Source organism: Pseudoalteromonas sp. S1612, assembly GCF_005887175.1.
Classification (GTDB): Bacteria; Pseudomonadota; Gammaproteobacteria; order Enterobacterales; family Alteromonadaceae; genus Pseudoalteromonas; species Pseudoalteromonas undina.
This window is the reverse complement of sequence record NZ_PNDH01000008.1, coordinates 76,101-102,173: the sequence shown is the minus strand read 5'-3', so window position 1 is coordinate 102,173 and position 26,073 is coordinate 76,101. Positions and strand designations below refer to the sequence as shown.

Annotated in this window: 32 protein-coding genes; 4 read left to right on the top strand and 28 right to left on the bottom strand. The window is 40.8% G+C overall.

Features of this window, described 5'->3' with window-relative positions:
• Positions 1-8: 8 nt before the first annotated feature.
• The 28 genes from flhB to flgB all read right to left on the bottom strand — a co-directional run bounded on the left by flhB (position 9) and on the right by flgB (position 22,398).
• Positions 9-1,139 carry a flagellar biosynthesis protein FlhB gene (gene flhB / locus CWB78_RS03255; RefSeq protein WP_138594191.1) on the bottom strand — a complete coding sequence of 377 codons (1,131 nt, stop codon included), beginning with the start codon at positions 1,137-1,139 and terminating at the stop codon, positions 9-11.
• A gap of 4 nt (positions 1,140-1,143) precedes the next feature.
• The gene (gene fliR / locus CWB78_RS03250) at positions 1,144-1,923 is read right to left on the bottom strand and encodes a flagellar biosynthetic protein FliR (protein WP_138594189.1); all 780 of its coding nucleotides are present in this window, start codon (positions 1,921-1,923) and stop codon (positions 1,144-1,146) included.
• Positions 1,920-2,189, bottom strand: a complete 270-nt coding sequence (locus CWB78_RS03245; protein WP_013464397.1) for a flagellar biosynthetic protein FliQ — start codon at positions 2,187-2,189, stop codon at positions 1,920-1,922. Before CWB78_RS03245 ends, fliR begins: the two co-directional genes overlap by 4 nt.
• On the bottom strand, positions 2,186-2,938 hold the full coding sequence (fliP, locus tag CWB78_RS03240; RefSeq protein WP_138594187.1) for a flagellar type III secretion system pore protein FliP: 753 nt from the start codon (positions 2,936-2,938) through the stop codon (positions 2,186-2,188). Before fliP ends, CWB78_RS03245 begins: the two co-directional genes overlap by 4 nt.
• A 4-nt stretch (positions 2,939-2,942) precedes the next feature.
• On the bottom strand, positions 2,943-3,275 hold the full coding sequence (locus tag CWB78_RS03235; protein WP_055011667.1) for a FliM/FliN family flagellar motor switch protein: 333 nt from the start codon (positions 3,273-3,275) through the stop codon (positions 2,943-2,945).
• A 3-nt stretch (positions 3,276-3,278) separates the two neighbouring features.
• Positions 3,279-4,181, bottom strand: a complete 903-nt coding sequence (locus tag CWB78_RS03230) for a FliM/FliN family flagellar motor switch protein (protein WP_138594185.1) — start codon at positions 4,179-4,181, stop codon at positions 3,279-3,281.
• A 33-nt stretch (positions 4,182-4,214) separates the two neighbouring features.
• On the bottom strand, positions 4,215-4,616 hold the full coding sequence (locus tag CWB78_RS03225) for a PilZ domain-containing protein (RefSeq protein WP_013464393.1): 402 nt from the start codon (positions 4,614-4,616) through the stop codon (positions 4,215-4,217).
• On the bottom strand, positions 4,609-5,607 hold the full coding sequence (locus CWB78_RS03220; protein ID WP_049775587.1) for a flagellar motor protein MotB: 999 nt from the start codon (positions 5,605-5,607) through the stop codon (positions 4,609-4,611). Before CWB78_RS03220 ends, CWB78_RS03225 begins: the two co-directional genes overlap by 8 nt.
• Positions 5,607-6,470: a flagellar motor stator protein MotA gene (gene motA / locus CWB78_RS03215; protein WP_010391179.1), complete on the bottom strand. Its 864-nt coding sequence runs from the start codon at positions 6,468-6,470 to the stop codon at positions 5,607-5,609. Before motA ends, CWB78_RS03220 begins: the two co-directional genes overlap by 1 nt.
• A gap of 17 nt (positions 6,471-6,487) precedes the next feature.
• Positions 6,488-7,210, bottom strand: a complete 723-nt coding sequence (locus CWB78_RS03210) for a FliA/WhiG family RNA polymerase sigma factor (protein ID WP_138594183.1) — start codon at positions 7,208-7,210, stop codon at positions 6,488-6,490.
• Positions 7,211-7,219: 9 nt separating this feature from the next.
• Positions 7,220-7,651 carry a flagellar basal body-associated FliL family protein gene (locus tag CWB78_RS03205; protein WP_138594181.1) on the bottom strand — a complete coding sequence of 144 codons (432 nt, stop codon included), beginning with the start codon at positions 7,649-7,651 and terminating at the stop codon, positions 7,220-7,222.
• Between the two features lie 25 nt (positions 7,652-7,676).
• The gene (locus tag CWB78_RS03200; RefSeq protein WP_138594179.1) at positions 7,677-8,966 is read right to left on the bottom strand and encodes a flagellar hook-length control protein FliK; all 1,290 of its coding nucleotides are present in this window, start codon (positions 8,964-8,966) and stop codon (positions 7,677-7,679) included.
• Positions 8,963-9,280, bottom strand: a complete 318-nt coding sequence (locus tag CWB78_RS03195; RefSeq protein WP_249930382.1) for a hypothetical protein — start codon at positions 9,278-9,280, stop codon at positions 8,963-8,965. The genes CWB78_RS03200 and CWB78_RS03195 overlap by 4 nt, the downstream gene beginning before the upstream one ends.
• Before the next feature lie 244 nt (positions 9,281-9,524).
• Positions 9,525-9,911: a flagellar export chaperone FliS gene (fliS, locus tag CWB78_RS03190; protein WP_010391173.1), complete on the bottom strand. Its 387-nt coding sequence runs from the start codon at positions 9,909-9,911 to the stop codon at positions 9,525-9,527.
• A 6-nt stretch (positions 9,912-9,917) separates the two neighbouring features.
• On the bottom strand, positions 9,918-11,216 hold the full coding sequence (gene fliD / locus CWB78_RS03185) for a flagellar filament capping protein FliD (RefSeq protein ID WP_138594175.1): 1,299 nt from the start codon (positions 11,214-11,216) through the stop codon (positions 9,918-9,920).
• 123 nt (positions 11,217-11,339) lie between these two features.
• Positions 11,340-12,179 (bottom strand): flagellin N-terminal helical domain-containing protein, encoded by an 840-nt coding sequence (locus CWB78_RS03180; protein WP_010391170.1) that lies wholly within the window; start codon positions 12,177-12,179, stop codon positions 11,340-11,342.
• A gap of 235 nt (positions 12,180-12,414) precedes the next feature.
• Positions 12,415-13,440, bottom strand: a complete 1,026-nt coding sequence (locus CWB78_RS03175; RefSeq protein WP_138594173.1) for a flagellin — start codon at positions 13,438-13,440, stop codon at positions 12,415-12,417.
• Positions 13,441-13,466: 26 nt separating this feature from the next.
• Positions 13,467-14,363, bottom strand: coding sequence for a flagellar hook-associated protein FlgL (gene flgL, locus CWB78_RS03170; RefSeq protein WP_090494117.1), 897 nt, complete (start codon positions 14,361-14,363; stop codon positions 13,467-13,469).
• An 11-nt stretch (positions 14,364-14,374) separates the two neighbouring features.
• Positions 14,375-15,682 carry a flagellar hook-associated protein FlgK gene (gene flgK / locus CWB78_RS03165; protein ID WP_010391163.1) on the bottom strand — a complete coding sequence of 436 codons (1,308 nt, stop codon included), beginning with the start codon at positions 15,680-15,682 and terminating at the stop codon, positions 14,375-14,377.
• A 6-nt stretch (positions 15,683-15,688) separates the two neighbouring features.
• Entirely contained in the window at positions 15,689-16,150 is a 462-nt protein-coding gene (locus CWB78_RS03160; RefSeq protein WP_055011657.1) for a rod-binding protein, read from the bottom strand.
• A gap of 11 nt (positions 16,151-16,161) precedes the next feature.
• Positions 16,162-17,271: a flagellar basal body P-ring protein FlgI gene (locus tag CWB78_RS03155; RefSeq protein WP_010391158.1), complete on the bottom strand. Its 1,110-nt coding sequence runs from the start codon at positions 17,269-17,271 to the stop codon at positions 16,162-16,164.
• 18 nt (positions 17,272-17,289) lie between these two features.
• A complete protein-coding gene (locus CWB78_RS03150) occupies positions 17,290-18,012 on the bottom strand; it encodes a flagellar basal body L-ring protein FlgH (RefSeq protein WP_249362299.1) in 723 nt (240 codons plus the stop codon).
• Between the two features lie 2 nt (positions 18,013-18,014).
• Positions 18,015-18,800: a flagellar basal-body rod protein FlgG gene (gene flgG / locus CWB78_RS03145; protein WP_010391154.1), complete on the bottom strand. Its 786-nt coding sequence runs from the start codon at positions 18,798-18,800 to the stop codon at positions 18,015-18,017.
• A gap of 14 nt (positions 18,801-18,814) precedes the next feature.
• Positions 18,815-19,546, bottom strand: coding sequence for a flagellar basal body rod protein FlgF (locus CWB78_RS03140; protein ID WP_075170645.1), 732 nt, complete (start codon positions 19,544-19,546; stop codon positions 18,815-18,817).
• A gap of 11 nt (positions 19,547-19,557) precedes the next feature.
• A complete protein-coding gene (locus CWB78_RS03135) occupies positions 19,558-20,886 on the bottom strand; it encodes a flagellar hook protein FlgE (protein ID WP_010391149.1) in 1,329 nt (442 codons plus the stop codon).
• An 18-nt stretch (positions 20,887-20,904) separates the two neighbouring features.
• Positions 20,905-21,558, bottom strand: coding sequence for a flagellar hook assembly protein FlgD (locus tag CWB78_RS03130; protein ID WP_138594171.1), 654 nt, complete (start codon positions 21,556-21,558; stop codon positions 20,905-20,907).
• A 4-nt stretch (positions 21,559-21,562) separates the two neighbouring features.
• A complete protein-coding gene (gene flgC / locus CWB78_RS03125; protein WP_010391144.1) occupies positions 21,563-21,979 on the bottom strand; it encodes a flagellar basal body rod protein FlgC in 417 nt (138 codons plus the stop codon).
• Positions 21,979-22,398: a flagellar basal body rod protein FlgB gene (gene flgB / locus CWB78_RS03120; RefSeq protein ID WP_138594169.1), complete on the bottom strand. Its 420-nt coding sequence runs from the start codon at positions 22,396-22,398 to the stop codon at positions 21,979-21,981. Before flgB ends, flgC begins: the two co-directional genes overlap by 1 nt.
• Before the next feature lie 59 nt (positions 22,399-22,457).
• On the opposite strand from flgB, the gene flgA reads away from it, so the two are divergent.
• The 4 genes from flgA (at position 22,458) to CWB78_RS03100 (ending at position 26,047) form a co-directional block, all read left to right on the top strand.
• On the top strand, positions 22,458-23,219 hold the full coding sequence (gene flgA, locus CWB78_RS03115) for a flagellar basal body P-ring formation chaperone FlgA (RefSeq protein ID WP_138594167.1): 762 nt from the start codon (positions 22,458-22,460) through the stop codon (positions 23,217-23,219).
• 93 nt (positions 23,220-23,312) lie between these two features.
• Complete coding sequence (gene flgM, locus CWB78_RS03110) at positions 23,313-23,603, top strand: flagellar biosynthesis anti-sigma factor FlgM (protein ID WP_138594165.1); 291 nt, start codon at positions 23,313-23,315, stop codon at positions 23,601-23,603.
• Entirely contained in the window at positions 23,600-24,022 is a 423-nt protein-coding gene (gene flgN / locus CWB78_RS03105; protein WP_138594163.1) for a flagellar export chaperone FlgN, read from the top strand. The genes flgM and flgN overlap by 4 nt, the downstream gene beginning before the upstream one ends.
• A 507-nt stretch (positions 24,023-24,529) precedes the next feature.
• Positions 24,530-26,047 (top strand): DUF3360 family protein, encoded by a 1,518-nt coding sequence (locus tag CWB78_RS03100; RefSeq protein ID WP_138594161.1) that lies wholly within the window; start codon positions 24,530-24,532, stop codon positions 26,045-26,047.
• Positions 26,048-26,073: the final 26 nt, after the last annotated feature.

Here is a 26,073-nt window from a genome sequence, read left to right as displayed (position 1 = left end):
TCCAACATCTAAGATTTCTGTAAGTTTTTAGGGATTGTTAATTCAGGTAAGGCTGCGGGTGCTTGGCCACGCCCTTGCTTATATGCTTTTAGTTGCAATACATAGGTCAGTACATAGGCAACGGCGCTGTATAGGCCGTTGGGCACTTCTTGGTCGACCCGGGTCGAAAAATAAATAGCCCGTGCTAATGCAGGGATTTCTATTATTTCTTTGTTATTCATACGGGCCACTTCACGTATTCTCAGCGCCATTTCATCTACGCCTTTAGCAACAACATAAGGGGCTTTAGCCGCTTCTTCACTGTATTTTATTGCCACAGCATAATGAGTTGGATTGGTGACAATCACATCGGCAGTGGGTACACGCTCTTCAATTTTTCTATTCGATTGCTGATATTGTATTTGCCGAATTTTATTTTTTATCTCAGGGCTACCGTCAGAAGATTTACGCTCTTCTTTTACCTCTTGGTGGGTCATTTTTATTTTATCGGCAATCTGTTTTTGCTGAAAAGGCACATCAATAACAGCAATAAAAAGCAGTAAAGTTACGGTGATCATTAATGATAAAAATAACAGCTCAATGCCTTGGCCTATCGCCACTTTGATATCTAAGTTTTGTAATACCATGAGCTGCATCCACAGCTTAGTTAAAAAAGTATATAAGCAAATCGCCAGTAAGGTTATTTTTAATATCGATTTAAGCAGCTCAACTAACGACTGTTTACCAAACATTTTGCCTAACCCGGTTAATGGGTTGAGCTTGCTCATTTTTAGTGAGACCAGTTTTTTTGAAAACACAAACCCACCCGGTAAGCACCCAGTGATCCACATTGCGCAAAAGCTTAATAATAAAAACGGCGTGAGGGTCGACAGCATATTCATAATGGCGTCGCCCAGCGCTATGGGCATCATTTTTTTGTTATTTATAATTGTCTGATCCAGCACCATGGTGCTGTTCATTAAGTTAACAAATAAGCTGTAAAATAAATTGGCAAACCACAATAGCCCAGCAATACTAACCATTAATAAAATAGCGGTGTTGAGCTCTTTTGAGCGCGCAACTTGGCCGTCTTCCTTGGCTTTTTTTAGCCGTTTTTCTGTGGGCTGTTCTGTTTTTTCTTGCGAGCTATTTTCAGACATATCGCTACCTCATCGCCTGTGCAAAGGTTGTTAGCACATGATACGTTAGCCTTGAAAACGCACTTCCTGTGTACTCTAAGGTCATAAATACGCAGAAAAACCCCATCAATAGCGACATAGGGAAACCCAATACAAAAATATTTAATGAAGGCGCCGCCCTACTTGCAACACCAAAGGTTAAGTTAACCAATAACATGGCGACTATCCCTGGTAGCGACAGCAATAAAGCAGAGGAAAACATCCACGCAAACAACATAATAATCGCCTGAATATCAAACTCATAAATACTGCGACCAATCGGAAAGCTATGAAAGCTCTCTACCATAACTTGTAGAGTTATTAAGTGACCATCTGCGGCAAAAAACAGTAATGCACACATAATCCAAAATAACTGTCCCAATAATGCCACTTGGTTACCGCTACCGGGGTCCATAACTAGCGCCATTGATAAGCCCATCTGCATGGATAAGATCAGCCCTATCATTGCCATTACTTCAAACAAAATACGCAGCGATAACCCCATCATTGCCCCAAAAATAATTTGCTCGAAGGTTAAGATGGCGGCATCTAAAGAAAACAAGTCAATAGCAGGTGCAAGTGGTAACTGCGGAGCAACTAAAAAAGCCAACATCATAGACACTAAAATACGAGAGCGCGGCGTTACTGCCGGATTGTCAAATACCGGCATAGACCATAAAAGTGCAGAAAAACGTACAAATGGCCACCAAAGCGTGCCCATCCAGCTGACTAAATCAGTAGACGTTAAAGAGAGTAATGAGCTCAACCAAATACCCCAGGTAACATAAATTTGAGCTTATCAAACCAATCAATCAAAATTTGTAGCATCCAATGGCCTGCAAATACCACCATTAACAAGGTTAATAACATACGCGGTAAAAACGTCAGAGTTTGCTCTTGGATAGAAGTAGCACCTTGAATAATGGCGACCACAATACCCAACAATAACCCGGGTACAATAAGCACTAAAATGAGCTTGATAATGGTATAAACTGCGCTTGAAATAAGCTCTACCGACATTTCTGGGGTCATGGTGACATTCCAAATGTAGCCGCCAGTGTACCCGCTATCATTGACCAGCCATCGGCAAGTACAAACACCATGAGCTTAAACGGTAAACTAATGATCAGCGGCGATAGCATCATCATACCCATAGACATCAATACACTACTGACCACTAAGTCAATAATTAAAAAAGGAATAAACAACATAAAGCCAATTTGAAAAGCGGTAGTAAGCTCACTTAATACAAACGCAGGCATTAACACTTCAAACGGAATTTCTTCGGCGGTAAGTGTCGTTGGCTCATTGGCAATTAGTAGCACTTGGCGCAACTCACTTTCACGGGTTTGTCTGAGCATAAAAGCACGTAAAGGCTTTTCAGCGGTGAGTAAAGCGTCTTCTAATCCTATGGTTTGCTGTTGAAAAGGCGTATATGCATTTTGGTAAATATCCTGCCAAACTGGTCGCATAATCAACATGGTGAGCATCAGTGAGATGCCAATCAAAATTTTATTCGGTGGGCTTTGTTGTAATCCCATAGCTTGGCGCAAAATTGCCAATACAATGATGATTCTGGTAAACGACGTTAAAACCATCAATAGCGCAGGTAATAAGCTCAATACCGTCATTAGCAAAAGTATTTGCAGTTTAACGCTGTAGTCTTGCCCGTCGGCCGTATCTTTTAGAGAAAACAGCGTAAGTTCTTCTGCATTTAGCCAGCTTGGTAAAAACATCATGATCAACAGTAGGCTAACTTTAAAAATTACGCGTGTATTCATTTGTTTATTGATCCTTTGCGGTATCTGTTTGAGCAAATTTCAAACCATACTGCCCTTCAACCATTACCACTTCTGCTTTAGCAAAAAATACTCCATTCACTTTTACATCAAGCGCTTCACCGGCTACTTTGTCTAGCTTAAGCACATCGCCTTCTTTGGCTTGGCTAAGCTCGCCTAAGGTAATTTCAGTACTTGCTACTTCAAGAGTAACGAGTAAAGGAACATCTTGAAAAAATGACATATTTCCTTCATTAGTTTTATCAGCAGATTTGTCATCAAATCCATCAAAAGCATCAAGCTCTAAGCCCGCTAAGGCGCTATCAAGGTTCTCGTTCATAATTTAGTTACTCGTTGTATTATTTGATAATTGTGTAATTTGAAATGCTAAGCCAGTCTCTTGCTCAACGACTTGGCCTTTAAATATTTGTTTATGGCCTAGGTTAAATAGTGCAGCTTCATTAAGTTCAATGGGTAATACCCCGCCGGCTACACAGGCCTTTAATTGCTTTAAAGTGACTTTTTTCTTCGCCATTTCAATCTGACCTTGCACCGCAAACTGTGCCCACATCTCAGTATTGAGTGTTTCGTTATTTGCTGAATCTTGCTCGCTATCAGCTGCGCAAAAAAAGCTAATTGGCAGCCATAAAAACCAACTTATTACTTGGTTTTCTAATATAAACCGCACTTTAAAGGCTAAATATTGTAATGCTTCAGGTAAGGCATGTGATTTTTGTATCTCCCCTAATAATGCTGAGCGTTCTCTAAATAATAAGCCTTGAATGCCCTGCACTTGGCGCTGTAGTAAGCGACCACAAATACGGCTTTCTGTTGAGCTTAATTCGTTACTCGCATCAGGAGCTTGCTCTGTGCTGTTCACATTATTAAATTGCCCACCTAAGCATAAATCCGCTGTTTTATATGCACTTTGATAATCAAGCGCTAAATAGGCCTCACCTTGAGTAGGGGCAAATAAAGGACAGGCAAGAAATATCCTTGGTGATTCTTTAAACCAACTGTTAATAACCGAATGCGAACAAGGCGAAATTTCTACATCAAAACGGCTGTCGTTAAATAATTGGGCTAGCTCTAACTCCAACGTTTTACGAATATTCACGTTTATGTGCGCTGCTTTTTGTTGTGCTTGTTCATATGCTCTTTGCTCAAGCGTGAGTGCAAATGGCGTAATATGCTCAGAATCTTTCGCTTTAATTAACCTTGTTTTAGCGTTTAACGTTTTACTCATATCACTGTATTTCCTGATTCATTTCTATGTTGCCTATGCATTGGTTTTTTTTGCTTTTTTTAATTGGGCTTGTAACTGTAAATGATTAACAATATCGCTGCGTAAGCGCTCATTTTTACTTATCCACTCAACCCCTAAAAACACTAACTTATCACTTACTTCGCGGCGGTACGTTACCTTGCCAGTCAATCGATTGGCTTTATCAAAAACCACAATAAATTTGTCTGGAATAGCCTTTTCAGCAGGGACTAATAACCCTACGCCACCCACACTAATGTCTTTTGCTACACCATGGCATAATGGAATATCAATAAAGCAGCGACGAAGTAACTGTACGCCCACCCCGCCAAGCTGAACTGACTCTGGCTCGTAATTATCTTTGAGGTTTAAATTCCATCTTTTGTAACTTCGTTTAGTTTCTGATTGGTTACTCATAATTCTCTTCAAGGCGTAGCACAGGTTTATTAGCAGTTGCCGCACTGGCAGATTTTTTTACTGGGTTATTAATATTGCTATCATCAAACAACTGATTAAATTTTCCCTCTGCATCTTTTGTTAAAATAAGTAGTTCAACCCGTCTGTTTTCACTGGCTTTTTGGTTTTCTTTGTTCAGTGGTCGATTAGAGGAGAATGCATTTACTTGCAACACTTGGCTTGATGGCATTCCGCCCATGGTCATCACTTTTCTGGCCTGTTGCGCCCTATCGCCAGAAATATCCCAGTTACGAGAGCTACCATCAATAAATAGGCTGGCGTCGCTGTGCCCAGAAATAATAATTTTGTTGTTAATGTCTTTAACTAAGCCGCCAAGGTATAAAAACAGATCTTCAAAAAATGGGGTCATTTGCGACTTTGAGCGTTCAAACATTTGGTGGTGCTTGTCATCTCTAATGATCACTCTGAGCCCTAAAGGCACTTCTTCAACTAATAAGTTATTTTTTAGTAACTCTTCTTTACTGAGTTCATCAATGCTTTCAAGTAATAAGCTCAGCTCAGATGAGGCTTCAAATTGGCTATCAATCGCTGAATTTAACTTCTCGCCTTGCCCTGCTTTAGGCTCAACGGTGCCATCGGGCACTTGTAATACTTCACTCATTCCAGGTTTTGGAGAGTCCGGAGGCGTAATTCCCGACTCTAAGTGCTTAATTACAGAAGGAGATCCCCCTAAATCAACGGGGAATGGGCTGTTTTGAGGATCAAAAATAGCGGGTCCACCATCAAAAATTGAGTGAGTTCGCATATAGTGTGCTATTTCTTCACGCTCAGATTCATTGGTGATCGCCATGATCCACATCACCATAAAAAACGCCATCATCGCCAAAGTAAAATCGGCAAAGGCAACCTTCCAAGCACCACCATGAGGCTTTTCGGTTGCTCTTCTACGAGAGCGTTTGATGACGATTTCTTGATTTTTGTTTTCCATCATTAAGCCGCCTTGTTAGTAATCCACTCTTCCATGGTGGTAAAGGTCGGTTTAATTTCTTCATTAATTAATTTTCGGCCTGAATCAGTCGCCACAATAGGCACATGCCCTTTAGCATGCGCCACTAACATGGCACGCACACATTCAAACATTGCCACTTGTTTTTTTACATACTGCTCCATTGCTGAGGCAAGTGGTGCAATTAAACAGTAACAAGCAAAAATACCAATAAAAGTACCCACCAACGCCGCGGCTACATGGTAGCCAATTTCACTTAAAGGTCCATCAAGATGCTGCATGGTAATAATAATGCCGCCAACCGCTGCTAAAATACCAAAACCGGGCATAGCTTCAGCTATATTGGCCAGTGAATGAGAAGGTTTAAGACGTTGCTCTTCAATGGTATAAATCTCTTGCTCTAACATGGCATCAAAGTCATGAGAGTTTATTTTTCCCATACTAAATAAACGTAAGTTATCGCAAATAAAAGTAACTAGCTGTGGGAACTCATACACTTTAGGGTAGGCAAGAAAAATAGAACTGGTTTCTGGGTTTTCAACATGCTCATCTAATCCTTTAATGCCTTTCACTCTGGCTAAGTCTAATAAAGAGTAAATAACGAGTAGTAAGTCATGGTACAGCTCAGACGTATCGGTTCCTTTACCACTAATAAATTGATACTTTAATTGCGATAGCATTTCTGTCAGTACATACTTTGAATTACCCACAATTAGCGCCCCTAAACCTGCGCCAAAAATAATTAAAAACTCGTATGGCTGCCACATAGTGGCAATGTTGCCGCCCGCAAACGCAAAACCACCTAATACTGTTGCAAGTACTACTATTAACCCTATAACTCTTTGCATTCTTTATTCCTTAGGTATTAGATTTTTTGAAGCGCTTGTGTAAGCGCTTCAAGTGCTTGTTTATGAAGTTGGCAAACACGTGCCTCGGTTAAATCGAGCGTTAACGCTATTTCTTTCATATTCATTTCGTGCATGTAATATAATTGCAAGAGCAGCTTTTCTCGGGTATTCAGTTTGCTCATCGCCACTTTTAGCATGGCTGCTGTCTCTTCTTTGTCGTGTGTATGTGCAGAGGTGAGCGCTAAATTAGGGTTAGCTTCCAATAGCGCTTCAAGGCTATCAAATGCTTCGGCTTGCTCACTGTAATGCAGTTGAATAAGCTCTTTATGGTTAATCCCTAACGCCTCACACATTTCGGTGTCTGTTGCATCACGACCGAGCTTTTTTTGCAGTGAACGGCTCATATCACGAAGCTGATGAGACTGCTGCCTTAGTTGACGCGGTCGCCAATCGACACGCCTAAACTCATCTAACATAGCACCACGAATACGCTTAAACGCAAATGCAGCAAACTTCTCATCTAAATCCCGACCATAGCGACGAATAGACGACAGCAGCGCAATAATACCTATTTGATAAATATCATCATTATCGACAATAACACCCACTTGAGTGCGCATGTGCGCAGCCGCTCGATTCACCAAATAAGAGTACTGCGATAATAGTTGTGTCTCTTTTTGTGGCGTTAAGGTGACTGGTGGTTCTGTTATTAACTCGCCCCACTCTTCTTGCAGCATCATAGCGATGGCCTATTGAATGAAGACGTTCGTAATAAGTACGTTATCCAATCGAACAGATACCGTATTCGCTAACACTAAATTAAACTGCTCTAATAAGTTTTTTTGAACCGCATCTATATCTTTAAAAGCGGATTTTGCTTGGCTATGACTCATATTGGCAAACTGTTTTACCAGTACATTTCTTACAAGCGGCTCCATCGCCTCTGTGCCTGTGTTGTATACAGATGGTGAAGTAACAAGTACCAAGTCAAGTACTAAATAGCGGGCAATTGAGTCCTCTGATACGCTTATAATAAAGCGCTCCATTTCGTGGTATTCAACTTTTGTTATATCTGCTTGCGGACCTTCTTTTGATGAGTCACTGTCGTTAAAAAACTGTCCCGCAAAAAATGCAGCCGCAATAAGTGCAATTACAGTTAGGGCTATTATTATTTTTTTCACTTTTATCTCTCTTAATCCAAGGTAGTTATACTAATAAATCCAACCAATCTAATGGCGACTTAGGTGTGCGAGTGCTGTTGTCATCATCCATTGAAGGCACCTCGGTATGATTATTTGCAATGTCGCTATTATCGCTTTGCTGTTGAGATTGCTGCTGTTTATCACTCAAATTAACATCCACTGTGGTATTTGAGTTTTGCGACAAAGACTGGCGTAACTGCTCTAAAGTTTGCGCTATGGCATCTCTAACCTGCACATTACTCGTAGTTAAACTGACTGAGGTTTTATCCCCTTCGATATTGATAGATATTTCAATACTGCCTAGGTTTGGGGGATCTAATCTAATTTGCGCACGCTGAAGTTGCTGGCCTATTTGCAGCTTTACCTTATCGCCAAGTACATGTAATAAACGCTGCCCCCATTCACTGGGAGCCTCTTTTAATTTCTCTTTTTGCCATTCAAAGCTCTCTGTCGCAGGTGCGGCAGATGAAAAAGCGTTCACTAATGCTGATTTTTGATTGCTGCCTTCACGAGATTCAACGTTGAGAAGTTTCGATTGCGTGTTTTGTGTCAGTGCAGCAAGCTCGAGCTTACTGAGCCCAATACTCGGTTGTGCAGCTAGTTGCTCATTGGTTGGGCTACTTGATTGCGCGTGTCCATAAGTATTCAACACTACCGAAGGTTGATTTAATCGATTCAAAAGCGCTTGCGAATACAATGTTTGTGGTGCTTTGGCTAAATCGAGTGTATTTAATTCTTTATTAACGGGTGTATTCGCTGGCGTTACATTTATAGCTGCAGCAGGCACAGTTAAAACATCACTATGCACTGTCATATTTTGTACAGACGCAGTTTTAGCTGACTCTTGAGTTATAATGCCTTCTTCGTGCAGAGTCTCTAAAGGCTTACTCTTTAACTGCTCATCAATAACAAGTTGTGCTGGTGGTGTTTCCACTGCTGCAGTGCCGTTATCAAGAGCAAGGTTACTATTTGAGTTGAGTAAATTTGTGACAGGCGCGTTTATTTTACTGCTATCAAGATTATAATTTGCAGTGTTTAAAAAGTACGGATTTATTATTTCTTGTGTTTCTGCACTGGCATCTTCTTGCGCTAGTTGTTCTGAACTTTCTTGAGGTTGTTCACCTTGCACATTTTGCTGTTTTGTTTGCTGTTGCTTTGAAGAAAGCGTAAACGGCTCAAGCTCGCTCTGTTGTTCTTGCGCATCTGCAGGTGTACTGCTCTTTAATATGGTTGGTTTATTAGTGGCACTGCCAAAGTCAGTCTTTGTCGCCATAGTATTTGCTTGGATACTCATAGTGACTGTCCTTGTTGTACTTTTTTATACGCAATTAAACCTTCTTTATCTTCCTGGTGGCGCTGCATTTGTACTTTAATGGCCGCTTGTTTTTGGCTCACTAGGTCGATTAAGTCAACGTAACGTGCTTTTAAGTTATTTTGTTCAGCCTTCATTGAACTAAAGTAAGGCATACTTTGCAGTTCATTATAAAATGCAAGCAGCTGCTTATCGGCTGATTTAACCTCATACCAATTACTCTCATGGATAGCATCTTCCATGGTGCTAAGTAATTGTTCCATTTTTTGCGCTGCGTACTTTTGAGAGTGTTCCATTAGCAATACTAAATTCATTATAAGTTCACATTTCATTTAGCAATAAACAAGCCAACTTTAAGCTACTGTTTTATAACAAAAAATAAAATAAAAACCCAAAAAGCGGAAGCGGAACTTCCACATCGGAAGGAAGTGATATGTTATTAATAATGAATTGAATAATTATTTAGGCAGTGGGGGGAGATATAAAAAAGCCGTGTTAAAAATGAAAAAAACCAGCTATTGGTAGCTGGTTTAGATTTGTTTATTGTGTACCTAAGCCTTGCCACCCTTCTTGCAAGTTGGTCATCACTACACGGGTGGAGTCAATATAGCTCAAGTCATTTTTTATACTTGCTTGCAATAATGCTTGCCCACAATGCTGATAAAGGTTTTGCATGTTTTGCGCTACTTCACCGCCTTTTTCAAGATCTAATGAGGCCTCAAGCCCGCCTAAAATGCGCATTAGTTTTTCGATGCTTTCGGCTTTTTTATCGTATCTTTTTTGTTTTATGTGGCCTGTGACTTTTTCAAGCTCATCTGAAAAACCATCAAATAACATCAATACTAATTTATGAATATCGGCACTGGCCGCTTTTGCATCTACTGATGTACTTTTATAGGCTGAAAAGCCATCATTTAAATCTAACATCTATGTTTAGCTCCCAAATTGACCCATTGTAGATTCTAATTGTGCAATAGTCTGTTGCATTTGTGTAAACTGCGACAAGTAGCGTTGGTACACTTGCTCCATAGACACTTCATGATCTTTTTGTTGCCTATTGACTATATTTAAGCTCGCTTGCAATGACTGCTTTTTATCCGTCATCAAACCATAGCTTTTAGTGAAAGGCTCAACGCGGGTTTCCAGCTTAGATAACAACCCGTTTTCACCTGTTAGCATGCTGGTTAACTGCTCAGGATTAGTAGCCATAGCTTCTTCAAGTTTTTTATTATCTATTTTTAAGTTACCGCTACGATCAAATTCAATACCCACAGAGAACAAGGTTTTACCTTCAAACGTACCCTGAAAATCGTTGCGTAAAGAGCGAGCAAGGCCGGCAGCCATATTATCTCGTTTTAAGTACTGGTTACTGGTAATGCCATTGGTGAGCGAATTAAATTTATCCACAAAACTTTGAATGTTTTCTTTAGAGCTTTCTTGATCTTGGTTAATTGATATATGAATTGGCTGATCGCCCAGCGACTGCGCCTGCGTTAAATCAATCGTTACCCCATCAATAACCGTATCGAGTTTATTACTGCTTGAAGTGATTGTCAGTGCTGAGTTAGCTCCTAGCTTGACAATCGCATCTTGCGCTAATGTTAAATCTTGTTTGTTTGTTATAGCATTGGTGATATCACTGCCATTGGCATCCGTACCTACAGTAAAGCTCACCCCCACCTGATTAGCAGCACCCGACTCAGCACTGGTTAAAGTTAAAAAGGTTTCTGTGCCAGAGCGCACAACAGAGGCTTTAACACCACTATTATCAACATGTGAGTTGATGGCATTTGCAACATCAGTTAATGATGCATCGGCGCCAAGGCTTGCAAAGTCAACACTAAACGCACTGCCTGCCAAATCAATACTTAACTCACCATCCGTGGTTAAAGCTTTAGCCGGATCAAAACTCAATGCCACTTGGTGTGCTTGTGCTAATTGCTCGACAAATACATCGTACTCACCGCTGGCTGCTGTGCCGCTTGCTGTTACTGCTAATGCGGATGAATTGCTCACCGTAGCGGTGTTAGCAAACAAGCTACTGGTATCTTTAAGATTGGTTTGTAAGTCATCAAAAAAGTTTGATAAATTACTTTTCAGGCTATCAAACGCCTTAATTTGATTGCTAAAAAGGCTACTTTTAGTACTTAATTGCTGATCTTTAGCGCTACGCTCAATTTGTGTATATTGTGAGGCTAATTGCCCAGGATTGATTCCTATTGCAGAGCTCATTTTAATCTCCAAGCATTTTAGTTATAAGCAAAAAAATCTAAAGTAAATATTTTTACTTATGACTATAAACAATAATAGCTACACCTTAGGTGTAGCTATGCATACTTAATTGATTAATCACTATTAACGAAGTAGTGAACCAATCATTTGTGTTGTGCTGTTAGCTGTGCTCAGTACCGAGATACCAGAGTTCATTAGCAATTGTTGCTTAGTCATGTTTGATGTTTCAGCAGCAAAATCAGCGTCCATTAACGTACCTACAGCAGCTTGAGTGTTTTGCTTCATGTTAGATACGTTAGTCATTGTATGGTCAAGACGGTTCATTGATGCACCAAGCGTTGAACGTGCAGTACCAATTTCGCCAACTAAAGTATCAACAAACGCAATCTGCGCTTGTGCTGTTGCAACGTCAGTAAATGCAGCAGCAGAACCAATGGCTGTTGTTACAGCACCTAACTGAGTAGAAATATCAACATTAAGGGTTTCTGCTGCACTTGAACCTACTTGGAAGTTAACCGCACCTGCACCAAACTTACCAGTAGCTGCTAAAAGTTTAGTTCCATCACCAAACGATGTGTTGTCCATGATGTTTGTAAGCTCAGTAGCTAGTGCTGTGTATTCTGCACTTTGTGCAGCCCATTCTTTTGCACCGTTTGTATCACTTGAACCTTGAGTAGCAAGTTCTTTCATGCGGTAAGCAATGTTAGTCATTTCATCAAACGCACCTTCAGCAGTTTGCATCATAGACATAGCATTGTTACCGTTATATAAACCAGCGTCTTGACCACGTACCTGTGCGTTTAAGCGTGAAGCGATTTGTAGACCAGCCGCGTCATCTTTAGCAGAGTTAATTTTAAAACCAGAACCTAAACGCTCAAGTGCTGTAGACAAATCGTTGTTGCTACGACCAAGTTGGTTTTGGATTGACATTGAAGCCATGTTTGATTGAATTGATAAAGCCATGTTTATTTCCTCTTTGAATTAATAGCTAAAGTAATTAGTGAACCTAAATCACCTTCTAATAACTAAGAGCGACCATATTTTTAATTACCTAAACTTTTTTCTAATTATTTTTTATATTTTTTTAAGCAATGTATTCAAAGCGGGTAAAATAGGCATTTTCGCTAGCTAAAAGCAGATAAGAGGAATAATAGAAATAAAAAAAGATGCAGCAATACTAGCTTGCTGCATTAAAAAATTAAGTGAGTGAGTATTGCACCATATTACGGGTAATGTTTGCCTGCGACATAATCGCAGCTACACTATTTACCCCAGGGTTTTGCATATGCTGTTTAACCCCTAGACTTAAAGCAAGTAGTTCATCAGTGTTAGCTAATGAACTAGCAGAGTCAAGCTGCTCTAATTGGCTTTGTAATTGTTGTTTTTGTGCCTGAATTTTTATTAAATTCGCTTTTAAATGGCGCTGCGCAGTTTGGATTTGCTCTCGGTGCTGAGCAATAGTGGCATTTTTATCGGCTATTTTAGCAAGTTCATTCAGAGGGTTATCTAAATCATTGAGCTGCAAAGAAATCGGGTTTCCTGCAGCAATTCGTACACCTTGACCACTCATCACCCAAGGCTCTAAAAGTGGAGCCGCATTATCTTTTTGCGCACTAAAAAGCAGACGGTTTTCACGATTAAGCTCAACATTTATATGATGTGGTGCAAACGCATTTTGAATGGCAGTTAAATTGGTTTTTTCATCTTGATAGGCTGGTATCTTTAAGCTTAATGATTTGCCCGAGCGACCCATCACTAACTGGATATTTTCTTCATGTGGACGTGCGCTAAGCAGGTCTATATTTGCATTAAGCTGTTTGCTAATAGCGCGATTTGGATCCGTTATTTTCAGCTGGGTATCAAGTCCTGAGCCTTTTTTATTTGCTGTGTTTTGTAATGACGCTATTTGCACTTTAATTTGCTGTTGTTGCATGGGTTGTGGCTGAGTGTTAGCAGCTTGGGTATTTAATTGTTGTGCTAATTTTTCAAGCCCCATATACAAATTACGAATAGTGCTTTCGCTTTGTTCGGCTTTTGCTAGCGCTTGACTCAGTGCCCCGCGCTGCGCCCAGCCAGTCAGTACTTTAACTTGGTCCTCTCTGGCAACAATTTTGTTTTTCCACAAATTGTTAGCAGAATCCTTTGTTGATGTAACGAGTGCATCCGATTTATTGGTATTAACCAAGTCAATTGCTTGCGCTTTTTCGCTACTTTTAACCAGCATAGTTAGTTCCTGAAAGTATTATAATTTTAAATGTATGAAAACAATGAAAGTTTACTTACTGTCGAGTAAACCTGCATCGATGATTCATACGCCGCCATAGATTCATTCATCGAAATAAACGCTTCTGGATAATCTACAGCACTCAAATCGTCCTGCAAGTTAACCGTAAATGTGGTGATATCTAGATTACTGGTAGTAATCGAATCAAGCGAAGCCATAGTAGAGCCTATGGTGGTCACTTGGCTACTAATAGTACCTAAAAAGTCAGCTAATTTATCTATCATCACCCGTGATTGATTGCCAACACCACCTGCTGGCGGATTATTTACATCAACAAGATAGTCTTGCATGGCATTTAAAAAACCGGCACCGGGGTCTAAATCATTACCTACGATATTGTTTTTTACACTTGAGTCGTCAGATACAGCGACTTCTCTGACAATATCGTCACCGGCATAAACATAATTACCCGTGGCATCAATTTGAAAGGGTTTTTCATCGGTTTTACTGCCTGAAAAAAAATATTGCCCATCGCTGTCGGTAGCATTTAGTAAATCAACAATTGCCGGGAAAGCCACACTCATTTCTTGGCCGAGTGCTTTTATTTCAGCCTCACCCATTGAGCCATCGGCGGCGGTGGTAATTAAACTTTGCAGTGAATATATTTGGTTAACAATACCGGTTAGCTGTACTTCTTGTTGACCTAATGAAAAGTTAACCGCATCCATATTGGTTTTGTATTGCTCTAGTGATTTAATTTCTGAACCTAAGTTCATGATCATCACGGTGCCAAGCGGATCATCTGAGGGCTTAAGAATTCGCTTATTGGTTGCCAGCTGAATTGACTTTTCGTTAAAGTTTTCAGTATTACTTTGAATGTTTTTAATTGAATTTAAATGAAACTGGTGACTACTAACTCGCATAACATTGCCCTTTAAAACATTTGCAGTAAAGATTTAAACATTTGATCTGCCGTGCTAATTACTTTGGCATTGGCACTATACATTTGTTGAAAATGCATTAAATTTGCCGCTTCTTCATCAAGGTTTACACCGCTGTAGCTATCGCGTGCAGCAATGGCGTTTTCACTTAAATTAGTAGCGGTGGTAATGCTATTTAAGTTTTGCTTACTAGTAATAGCAAGATCTCCTACTAATAACGTAAACTTATCGCCTTTTCCTGCCATTGAAGCAACAATATTAGCAATATTAGAATTATCACCAGGTCCTGAGGTACTACTGTCTTTAAAACCAAGTTTATCAGTGGTGATCGCAGGGTTAATCTCAATCGTCCCTAATGGGTTTAATGGGTTGTATGTAAACAGTGCTTCACCGGGGTCGTTATTTAAATCAAAACCACTTTGTAATGCACCGTTCATATCATCGGCAAGGTCGGCAACTAAGCTATTTAAGGTTGCAAGGGTTGGTTTTATTACATCGTTATCAACGCTTATTAAGCCACCAAATTGACCACCAACGTTTTTATCAAGGGTGAATTCTTGACCAATAAAGTTACTCGTTACTGTTGTTCCATTTACTGAGATTGATGCCGCTTTACTCCCTACCACCAGCGGAGCACCACTTAAGGTACTAATATCAATAAAGCCATTATCTCGCTCAACAATAGATACGCCAATATGCCCTGATAACTGGTTTACTAGGCGTTCTCGATTATCTTTTAACTCTGCGGTTGATTGCTTGTTTGCTGTTGCTAATCCAATGCTACTGTTAATTTCGGCTATTTGCTTAGTAATAGAAGACACATTAAGCGCCACATTACTCATTTGTGCATTTAACTTTGTTGCTTGTCCTGCCAAAGCGCCATTAATTTGCGCAATATCTTGCATAAAGCCCTCTGCAGAGGATAAAAATTGTTGCCTGAAAGCCTGTGAATCAGGCTTGGTTGCTGCAGCATTGAGTGCATCTGTTAGGCTTGCAAGAGAGTTATTTAAGTTTAACGAGTCGGTACCAATGATTTGCTCAATAAAACCTAGGTATGACTGTTTGTTTTCATAATAAGTGGTATCAGAATTAGTGCGCCAAATATCGTCATTTAAAAAGGCGTCAACAACCCGATCAACAGACGCCACCTCAACCCCGCCTAAATATACATTAGAGGTTTTAAATTGAGCTTGCTGACGCGAATAACCCTCAACGGCTGCATTCGCGACATTTTGCCCTGACACAGTCAGCGCAATATTTGCAGCATTGAGGCCGCTTAACGCGTTATTTAACATAGACATAATTAACTACCTAATCGTATTAGCATTCAATGGCTGAACAAATGCCGACCCCGCATAAATATCATAGCTTTGGGTTGGCTCAACGCTTTCAGCACCTTTATGTTGATCATTAGCGACCAAGCTTTGGCTATTCTTAAATGTATTTTCTATGGGGGCAATTTTCTCATCAAACTGCTTAACAATCGCTTCGGCTAAACCCAGTTGATGAGTTGACGCTAAATGCTGCGCGGTTTGAGCATTATGCATATCTCTAAATTGCGCTTGCTCGTTACTATTAAAAAAACCATTGTCACCGGCCATAGTTTTGGTGGTGCTATCCATACTTTTTAATACCAGCTGTAAAAAAATGGCTTCAAACTGCTCTGCCGCCTGTTTAACGCCTGCCTCACTGTTACCAGTAATGTTTTCAAGATGAGTGGGGTCAATCGCTAATGACTGAGATAATTGGGTTGATGACTCTATTTTCATGGCTATTTCCTTTAAATAACTAATAGCTCGGCTTCTAGAGCCCCAGCATTATCAAGTGCAATTAATATCGACATAAGCTCGGCTGGCGTTGCGCCAAGTGCATTTACCGCTTTTACAATTTCATCTAATGAGGTGCCTTCAGGCCACAACAGCATATTTTTTTGTTGTTGATCTACTGTGATATCACTTGATTGCGTGGTCGTAGTTTGGCCATTTGAAAACGGCCCTGGTTGCGACACTTGCTCTTGTTCACTTATGGTAATGGTTAAATTGCCATGGTTAACCGCAGCCTGATTAACTCGCACTGTATTGTTCATTACGACAGTACCTGTGCGGCTATTAAATACAATTTTTGGGCGCTCAGAACCTTGCTCTACAGTAATATCTTGTAGCATCGACATAAACGTGTTGCGACTATTGGCATCGCTTGGCGCACTAACCACTAAGCGCGCCCAGTTTTCAGCAGTAGCTACATCAGGCCCAAATACTTTATTAATAGCACGTACAACATTGCGGGCAGTTTGATAATTTGGATCTTTTAAATTAAGAATTACATCACTTTGACTTTCATACATAGCCATAACACTGCGCTCAATAATTGCACCATTAGGAATAAGCCCTGAAGTAGGCACATTAACAGTCACCGAGGAGCCACTTTTACCGCTAGCATTAATGCCGCCCACCACTAAATTACCTTGTGCTAGCGCATACACTTTGCCATCAACCCCCTTTAACGGGGTCAACATTAAGCTGCCACCATGTAAGCTTTTTGCATCACCCAATGAGTTCACAGTTACATCAATGGCTTGGCCTGGGCTTCCCATAGGCGGCAACGTAGCATGGACAGCAACAGCCGCTATATTTTTTGATTTTGGTAATCGCTCTTCATCTACAGAGACACCAAATTGCTTTAGCATATTACTTAGCGATTGGCCGGCAAATTTTACTTGGGCTTTATCACCCGACCCCGGCAAGCCCACTACTAAACCGTAACCCACGAGTTGGTTTTCTCGCACACCTAGCACATCAACAATATCTAATAATGGACGTGCTTTGGCGGTCACAGTTGCAGGCGCTAATAGGCTAAAAAAGCACACTAGCATTAATAGTAAATATTTCATTAAAACCTCAGTAATCCCTTAGAACGGGTTTAAGAATCGGGTAAATAAAGTGGTAAACCAACCTGGACGATTCGCATCAGCCAATGTGCCTTTGCCGGTATAGCTTATTTGCGCTTCAGCAATACGAAGCGACGAAACACGGTTACTTACATCAATATCGCCAGGGCGAACTAGCCCTTCAATTTCAATGTATTCATCGCCTTGGTTAAGTTTAATTTGCTTACGCCCTTTAATAACCAGCGACCCATTAGATAAAACATGATTAACCCGCACGGTAATAGCGCCACTGAGGAAGTTTTGTTGGCTGGCGCTGCTTTCACCGTCAAACTTGGCACTCGAGCCTATACCCAAATTAAAATCAGCTACATTGAGTGCACCAGCAACTGGCACTGAAACATCCAAGTCGGTACTTTTATCTAAACTCGAATCGGCACTTTTACTTGATTGCGTGCGCTCGTTAAGCACCACAGTTAAAATATCGCCAACTCGGTAAGCACGTTTATCTGCATACAAAGAAAACATATAGTTATCTTGAAATAAGCTACCATCTTGCTGATTCAAACCCTGTGCATAGGCATCTTGGCTTATTTCATAGTCTTGAACTGATTTTTGAGTGGTGCTTTGTGGACATTTCACTTCCCCATACACCACTTCGCATTCCACCATTTGGGTTTTTGATGGGGTATTGCTACAACCAGCAACACCTAAAAGCAGCAAAAATAATGTTAACTTATTCATCATAATCATACGTTTTGGTTTATAAAGCGCAGCATTTCATCTGCCGCAGAGACTACTTTAGCGTTCATCTCGTAAGCGCGCTGTACGGCAATCATGCTCACCATTTCATCAACGACGCTCACGTTTGAGCCTTCAATAGTAAATTGTTGTAAGCCCCCAAAAGCATCTTCACCGGGGATACCCTCAACAGGTTCACCGGATGCCGCTGTTTCGCGGTACAAATTGCCACCTAAGCTCTGTAAGCCTGCAGGGTTTGCAAAGTTAACCGTTAACATTTGGCCTAACTCAACCGCTTGCGCATCCTTACCTACTACCGCAGTAACGGTGCCGTCGGTGCCAATACTTACTTTAGTGGTGCCCTCTGGTAGCGCAATATTTTGTGCTAATGGTAAGCCGTTGCTATTTACCAGTAATGACTCAGAGTTAAGCTGAAACTGACCGTTACGGGTAAATAATAACTCGCCGTCAGGGCTTTCAATTTGAAAGAAACCTTGCCCAGCAATGGCCACATCTAACTGGTTACTGGTTGTTTCAAAACTACCTTCGGTAAATTGCTTTTGCGTGCCGTTAATACGCACACCGGTTCCAACCTGAATCCCAGATGGCAGCTGATTAAGCTCATCTACCTGCGCGCCAGGTTGTTTTTGTACTTGGTAAAATAAGTCTTCAAATACCGCTCTGTCTTTTTTAAAACCGGCAGTGCTCACGTTCGCGAGGTTATTAGATATTGTTGTCATTCTTAAATCTTGCGCTGCAAGACCGGTTTTACTCACCCATAATGCTGAATTCATGTTTGGCTTCCTATTTACCCACGTCCACTGATAAGCTTATTGCCGCTGGTCGCTAATTCGTCAGCAGACTTCATCATTTTTACGTTCATTTCAAATTGGCGACTGATATTCATTGTTTTGATCATTTCAGCCACGGCATTCACATTAGAACCTTCTAAAGCACCGGTTCTTACTGTAATTGTTTCGTCGGCTTCAAGCGGCTGTAAATCGTTAGCTCTGAGTAAGCCATCAGCACCTTTGATTAAGTTTGCATCGGTACTGGCTAATTTAATTTGCGCATCTTCTGCAATTACACCACCGCCAATGGGGGTTAAGTTGATCATGCCGTTTGAGCCAATTTCAATATCACCAAACTCAGGAAGTTGAATATCGCCACCGTCACCTTGCACACGTCGACCATTAACAGTAATAAAGCCATCGGCATCAACCACTAAATTACCCGCGCGGGTATAAGCCGGTTCGCCATTGTCATCCATCACCTCTAAATAACCGCCATTGCTCAGCGCTATATCAAGATTACGGCCAGTATCCATGATTGGCCCTGACGATAAGTCAGTAGTTACTGGTGTTAGTTGCGCGTGGTAACGAGTACGAAAGCCCTCGCCTTGTACCATCATTGATTGCGCTTGCTCTAAGTCGGCCTTAAAACCTACAGTGCTAACATTTGCTAAGTTATTTGCAGCAACGCGTAAGGCGGTATTATTAAGTTCAGCACCCGAAACGGCGGTATAAATTAACTTTTCCACGCTTAGCTTCCTTAGGTATTACTAAATAAAATTTGCATCATTTCATCAGCACTGCTGATGGTTTTAGCATTGGCTTGGTAATTTTGTTGAAATGACATTAAGCCAACCAGCTGTTCACTAATATCAACATTTGAGCCCATAAATGAACCCGACAGTAATTTACCCAGTGAGCCACTTTCTGGCTCGCCATAAAGTGCAGAGCCTGACTCTTCAGTTTGATACCACACGGTATTACTGCCTTGCTCTAAACCATCAACATTCGCAAACGAGGCAAGTACAACCTGACCTTGTAATTTAGATTCACCGTTAGTAAATGTTGCAAATACACGGCCGTCGTCTTCAACTTTTACACCAGAAAACGCCCCTGAGGTATAGCCGTTGGCATCGTTTTCGTTAACACTGAAACTTGAACCAAACTGCGTTGTACCATCGAATTTAAGCGCGATATTTAATGCTGCTGCGCCACTGGTTATTTCTGCATTACCTGGCGTTGAAGTAATAGGTACCTCTAAATCAACCGCCGTTAAGTCGCCTGAAAACGGCACCATTTGGCCATCGGTATCAAAGTTAAGTGTAATGGTACCGGCGTTAATTGAACCACCCGCACCATCATCAATAGCTTGAGTACCTGTCGTCGCACCAAGCGCTGAAAGCTGAGCTTGAGTAAGGGGTTTACCATCTAAGAAAAACATCGCTTGCCATTCGTTGCTACCCGTATGGTTAAAATACTGGGTCATTACATGGCTGTTACCTAAGGAGTCGAATACTTCGGTAGATTGAGAAAAGTTATATTGGCTACCATCTTTAGGATCAAATACCGCAGGAGCTGTTGGATAAGCAATCACGTCGCTAGAAGAACTTAAGTTACCGTTAAAGTTAATATTAGTGCTAGCTTGTGCTTCTATGTTTGAGGCTTCAATTTTTAAATCGGTTAACACACCCGGTACAATTGTCGGATCACCACCATCAACCTGAGACACGCCAAAACCTTGTAGTTTGCCGCCGTTGGCATTAACAATATTTAAGTCGTTATCTAACTGAAACTGGCCTGCTTGGGTGTAAGCCGTGCGGCCGTTTTCTGATATGGCAAAAAAACCTTGGCCATCAATAGCAATATCCAGCGCATTACCAGTGCGCACAATTTCACCACCGGTGACAAAATCTTCTTTAACATTGGCAACTTTAACGCCACCGCGTTGACTGCCGTTATAAACCGCGGCAAATTCTGCGGTGTTATTTTTATAACCAGCAGTACCCGAGTTAGCAATATTATTACTGGTTACTTCTAATCCTGTTTGGGTACTTTTAAGACCACTTAATCCTATATTGAACATAGACATATTATTTATTCCTCTTATTTATGCCACTTGATTAATTTCAGTGATACCAAAATTACCCAAACCATCGACTTGTAATAAAATATCTTCTAACGATTTACCTACAGAAACACGCTCAACCTCACCACTTAGCCAAGTATCAAGCTGCTTTGGTACATCTTCAGTAGTGGCATACGCTCTCACTGCATACGCACCGGCTTCTTGGTTTTCAAATTCAAAACGCAATGAACCGACTCCAGAATAAGGCAGTTGTTTTTCTTCAACTAATTCACCATCTTGGTTATAAAGTTGCACAGTGACAGAGTCTGCGGGTTCCCCTAAATTAACCATGCCAGAGACACTGCCATCTTGTTCAAGGGCAATACTGCTTGCTTGCACATCAACCGTTTGACTAACCATATTAGTGGCTTCAAGCACCGCTAAGCTGCTCACATAATCCAAACCATCGGCGGTGTTTTGGCGAATGCTTTGTAACGACTCAACATTAGAAAACTCCGCAAGCTGGCTCACATATTGGGTGCCGTCCATAGGTTGTAATGGATTTTGATTGCTGATTTGCGCAACGAGTAACTCTAAAAACATGGTCGACATTTCATCTGCTGAACTATTACCGGCAATATTCGTGGTGTTTTTTGCCCCGTCGGCTGCGCTTGGAACGGCTGAATTAACTTGCATAAAATTATTGTCCTAACTTAAGAATGCTTTGCTGCATGCTATTTACACGCCCCATAACTTCAACAGATGTTTGGTAGCTACGACTTGCAGACATCATGTCGGCCATTTCTTCAAGTGCATTTACGTTGGAGTAAAATACATAACCATCGTTGTTAGCAATTGGGTTATTTGGCTCGTAGCGCTGCTCTACCGCACGATTTGACTCAGTGATCCCTAATACATCAACCGAGGCTGAAATTGATTGGCTGTCTTGTGTTTGTTTGTACAAAGCAGAAAATACTGGTTTAAGTGCCTTGTAAGCGTCGGCTTCTGAACCGGCTGCGGTATCGGCATTGGCTAGGTTAGATGCAATGGTATCGAGGCGAATAACTTGAGCGCGCATGGCGCTGCCGCTAGCGTCATAAATTGAATTAAAAGACATTATGATTTCCCTGAAATAACTTTATGTAAGCCATTTATTTTCATATTTAAGAAGGTCAAACTGGTTTGAAAATCCATACTGTTGCTGGCAAATTTTGCTTGCTCAATATTTAACTCAACAGTGTTGCCATCACTTGATGGTTGATAAGGAACGCGATATTTAAGTTCATCCGTTTGTACACCAGCAAAATCAATATCTCTGTTTTGCGAAAAACTGGATGAAACACTTTGCATAATTTGACGGTAATCTACATCTCGAGATTTAAACCCAGGCGTGTCAACATTAGCCAAGTTACTGGCAATGACTTCTGCTCTGTCTAACCTTAATTTCATTGAAAAAGGGTGAACACCTAACGCTTTATCAAATAGTTCCATTGTTGCCTCTAATTTTTGTTTCTTGTATGCTTTCGCGCTTCGCATACACTTTCTACCTTGTGTATAACAACCTTTATGCCAACTTTTAAAAGTATATTTTTTCAATGACTTACATAAAAAAAGAGCAAAAAACAACCCAACACACGGAAGCTAAACTTCCCCAAGGGAAGCGTTGGCTTTTCCGCTTACTTTTAACTATTGGACTTCTGCCAGCCCATGCTATGGCCATCCCCATTAATTTTGATAAAGAAATTCGGCAGTTTTTGCACAGTGAAATTAAGAGCTATTTGCGCTCGGTTAATTCGCAAAGTCAGCGACAAGATATAGAATTATTTATTCCTAAAGGCAGCGAAAATTTAAGCTGTGATGAATTGCAAATCACTCGCTCACAAAATCACACGCCACCTGCAGGCAGGGTGAGTATTTCTGTATCTTGCCCATCGCCTGCTTGGCGTTTTAGGGCCAGTGCCAAAGTAAGTGTGTGGATAAACCTAGTAGCTGCCAAGCACACTTTAAACCGAGGTAAAGTGCTTAATAAGCAAGACTTAGAATATAAAAGCGTGGATTTAGGCAAGCACCGCCATCAAGGCGAAACCGGTATTGATCAGCTAGTTGGACTCACCGTTAAACGCGAGATTGATAAAGGAACGGTGATCTCCACCCGCTACCTAGAAAAGCAGTATTTAATCAATAAAAATGAGCATATTTCACTGCAAATAAATACCGCAACTTTCTCGGCCAATGTTAAAGCCATTGCTCTTGAAGATGGTCAGCTTGGTGAGGTTATTAATGTAAAAAATTTATCATCAAAAAAAGTAGTTCAAGGTAGAGTAATTGCGCAAGGTGTGGCAGAGGCGGCATTTTAAAAAATGTCGAAATAAAAGTTAAGTAATGCTTGTACTTGGTCGCTGATATAAACTAAGCAATATAAATTCGATAAACGAATTAGGTAATAAACAATGAATATAAGTGCAATAACAACCACTGCGTTAGAGCAAAGCCAAAAAACAAACCAGCGTTCTTCACTGGATGTAAAACCAGAGCAACAACCTGTAGCGACTAAACAAGAGCAAGCAAACTCAGTGAGTGCATTAAGTAAATCAATAGACTCAACATTTCAAGATTTAGCTGCAAAGCCAGACGTTGATATGGATAAAGTAGCCATGATGAAAGCGGCAATTGCCAGTGGTGAATTTAAAATTAACATTGATGAAACCGTTAACGCTATGGTTGAACTTCATAAAAAATGAAAACTGTAAAAGAGTATATTGTAAGTCTGCAACAAGACATTATTAAGCTAGACGCATTAATTGAATTACTTGAAACGCAATACGAATTGCTAAGCCAACGTAATGTGCAGCTAGAAACACATAATAAAAAAATGCTCGGCTTTTTAGAAAGCTTAAATGAATCGCACAACCAGCGCGATGGCTTTTTGGTGAGTTTAGGCTTACAAGGTGGCAAAGAAGGTTTAGCACAATTAACCGCGCTTCTACCTGTTGATATAAACACCCTTACTACTAAGCTATTGCATCAGCTTGAGCTAAAAACTAAAACCTGCAAAATAATGAATGAACGCTCAGGGCAATTACTCTCAAGCCAACGTCGGTTATTACAGCGCTTAACTGGCGGTGAAAACAAACAAGCTTACCCAGAAATGCCTTTATAAATACATTACATAAAGGCATTTTCTTGTTTAGTCACTTTGCGCTATATTTTTACTTTACTCCTATTATTACCTTTTAAAACCCTATCTTGAGTCCAAAAATAGTTGTTCCGCTAAAACTTAGTATTATTAGCTTTTGTGCAACTTTGCGGCTAATTGTATTTATAATAAGCAAATAGCGGCTAACGTCACCTTTATTAGACTAAAGAATGATTGCTGCTGAATCTGCTGATTTCATGACCTTTTCGCTATTCTGCATGACAAGATCACACTGTAAAAACAAAACAATAAACCACTGAATTTAAAGAACTTTTAAATTTAACAAGCCAGTTACAACACATCCCTTTGCTATTTTTGTTAACACTTACAAAGCGTTAAACTGGGCTATGCACTACCTTTTGCCTAATTACAATCTGTAGCAAGCTGTTTTACCCTGCGCACTCAACGTTCATTTGCTTTGTAAAAGCTGTATTTTTATTTTGAGTTAGCAACTAAGTTGCAGGAGAAGTCATGACCACCAAGCCGCTAGATGATAATTCATCTGATGCTATACCAGGAGCGGATACTCAAACCGTGTCCGATAGCTATGAAAATCTTCATAAACCCAGCTCTGAGTTTGAAAGTCGCGACGCTTACCTAGAGCACGAGCTGCAAATTATGCAGCCAAAACGCTGGCGTCCAAATTTACCGTTTAGAGATTATCGCTTTGAATTTGAAGACACCATTCCAGCGATGGCCGCAACTATAGGTAAAGTTGTGATGGTTGCAGCCATTGCTGCCACTTTTGCAGGCCCTTTGGGGTTGAGTGATGGCTTTGTACTTGAAAACGTACGCTACGAACTTTTAATTGTTTCGTTATTTATTTTACTATTTTCTGGCTTTATTTTACCGACCGCTAACTTAGCGGGTACTCATGGCCCACTCATTCCATTAATTCCTATTGTGGTTGCCGCAGGCGGACACCCTATGGCCTTTGGTTTGCTCATAGGTGCCTTTGGATTGATATTAGCATTTAGTAAAGGCGGCAGTCTCATGGCCAAGCTCACCAGTAAAGGGGTATGTGGTGGCTTGCTTCTCTATTTAGGCTTTGTGGGTACCATTTCTCAGGTTAAAAAACTATTTGCATGGGCTGAAGAAATTCAAATGACCCATATTGCCTTTATCGTAATCTTAGCCACAATTTTACTTTATGCTTTATTGGAGCATTACAAAAAACGCTGGTTAGCCGTGCCTCTGAGCTGTTTAATTGGTGGTTTTACTGCTTTTGCATTGGGCGCACCGTTTGAGTTTCATACTGCACCGGGCTTACCAAACATGAACCCTATGTACTGGTGGGGCGAAAACACCGGCTGGATGCTTGGCTTACCAACAGCAGAAAGCTTTGTGGTTGTACTTCCTTTTGCAGTTTTAGCGGTTGCTATGTGGTCGCCTGACTTTTTAGGCCATCAAGTATTTCAAAAAATTAGTTACCCAGAGCGTACTGAAAAAGTACAAATGAATATTGACGATACCATGCTTAGCGCATCAACAAGACAAACCTTTGGCTCGCTATTAGGCGGTGCTAACTTTGCGTCATCTTGGGGCACTTACATTGTTCCTGCTGCTATTGCAAAACGCCCTATTCCTGCAGGCGCAATTTTAACTGCGTTATTTTGTATTATCGCGGGTGTTTGGGGTTACCCAATGGACTTAGCTATTTGGCAGCCAGTATTGTGTGTTGCCTTAATTGTAGGGGTGTTTATTCCACTACTTGAAGCGGGTATGGAAATGACCCGAGAAGGTAAAACCACCCAATCAGCCGCCATTGTGGTGTTTGCATCAAGCCTAGTAAACCCTGCATTTGGTTGGTCACTAACTATGCTACTTGATAACTTAGGCCTTATTGGCTGTAAAGAAAGAAGTGCTGATTTATCGCGAATGAGTCGCTGGGTCATCCCACTTATAATGTTTGTGTTATTAACCGGTGTAATGGCACTGGTAGGTATGCTGCCAGGCATTCCTGCGCTAATGCCAAACTTTAGACATTAATTCCTTTATTAAACAGCAAAGCGAGC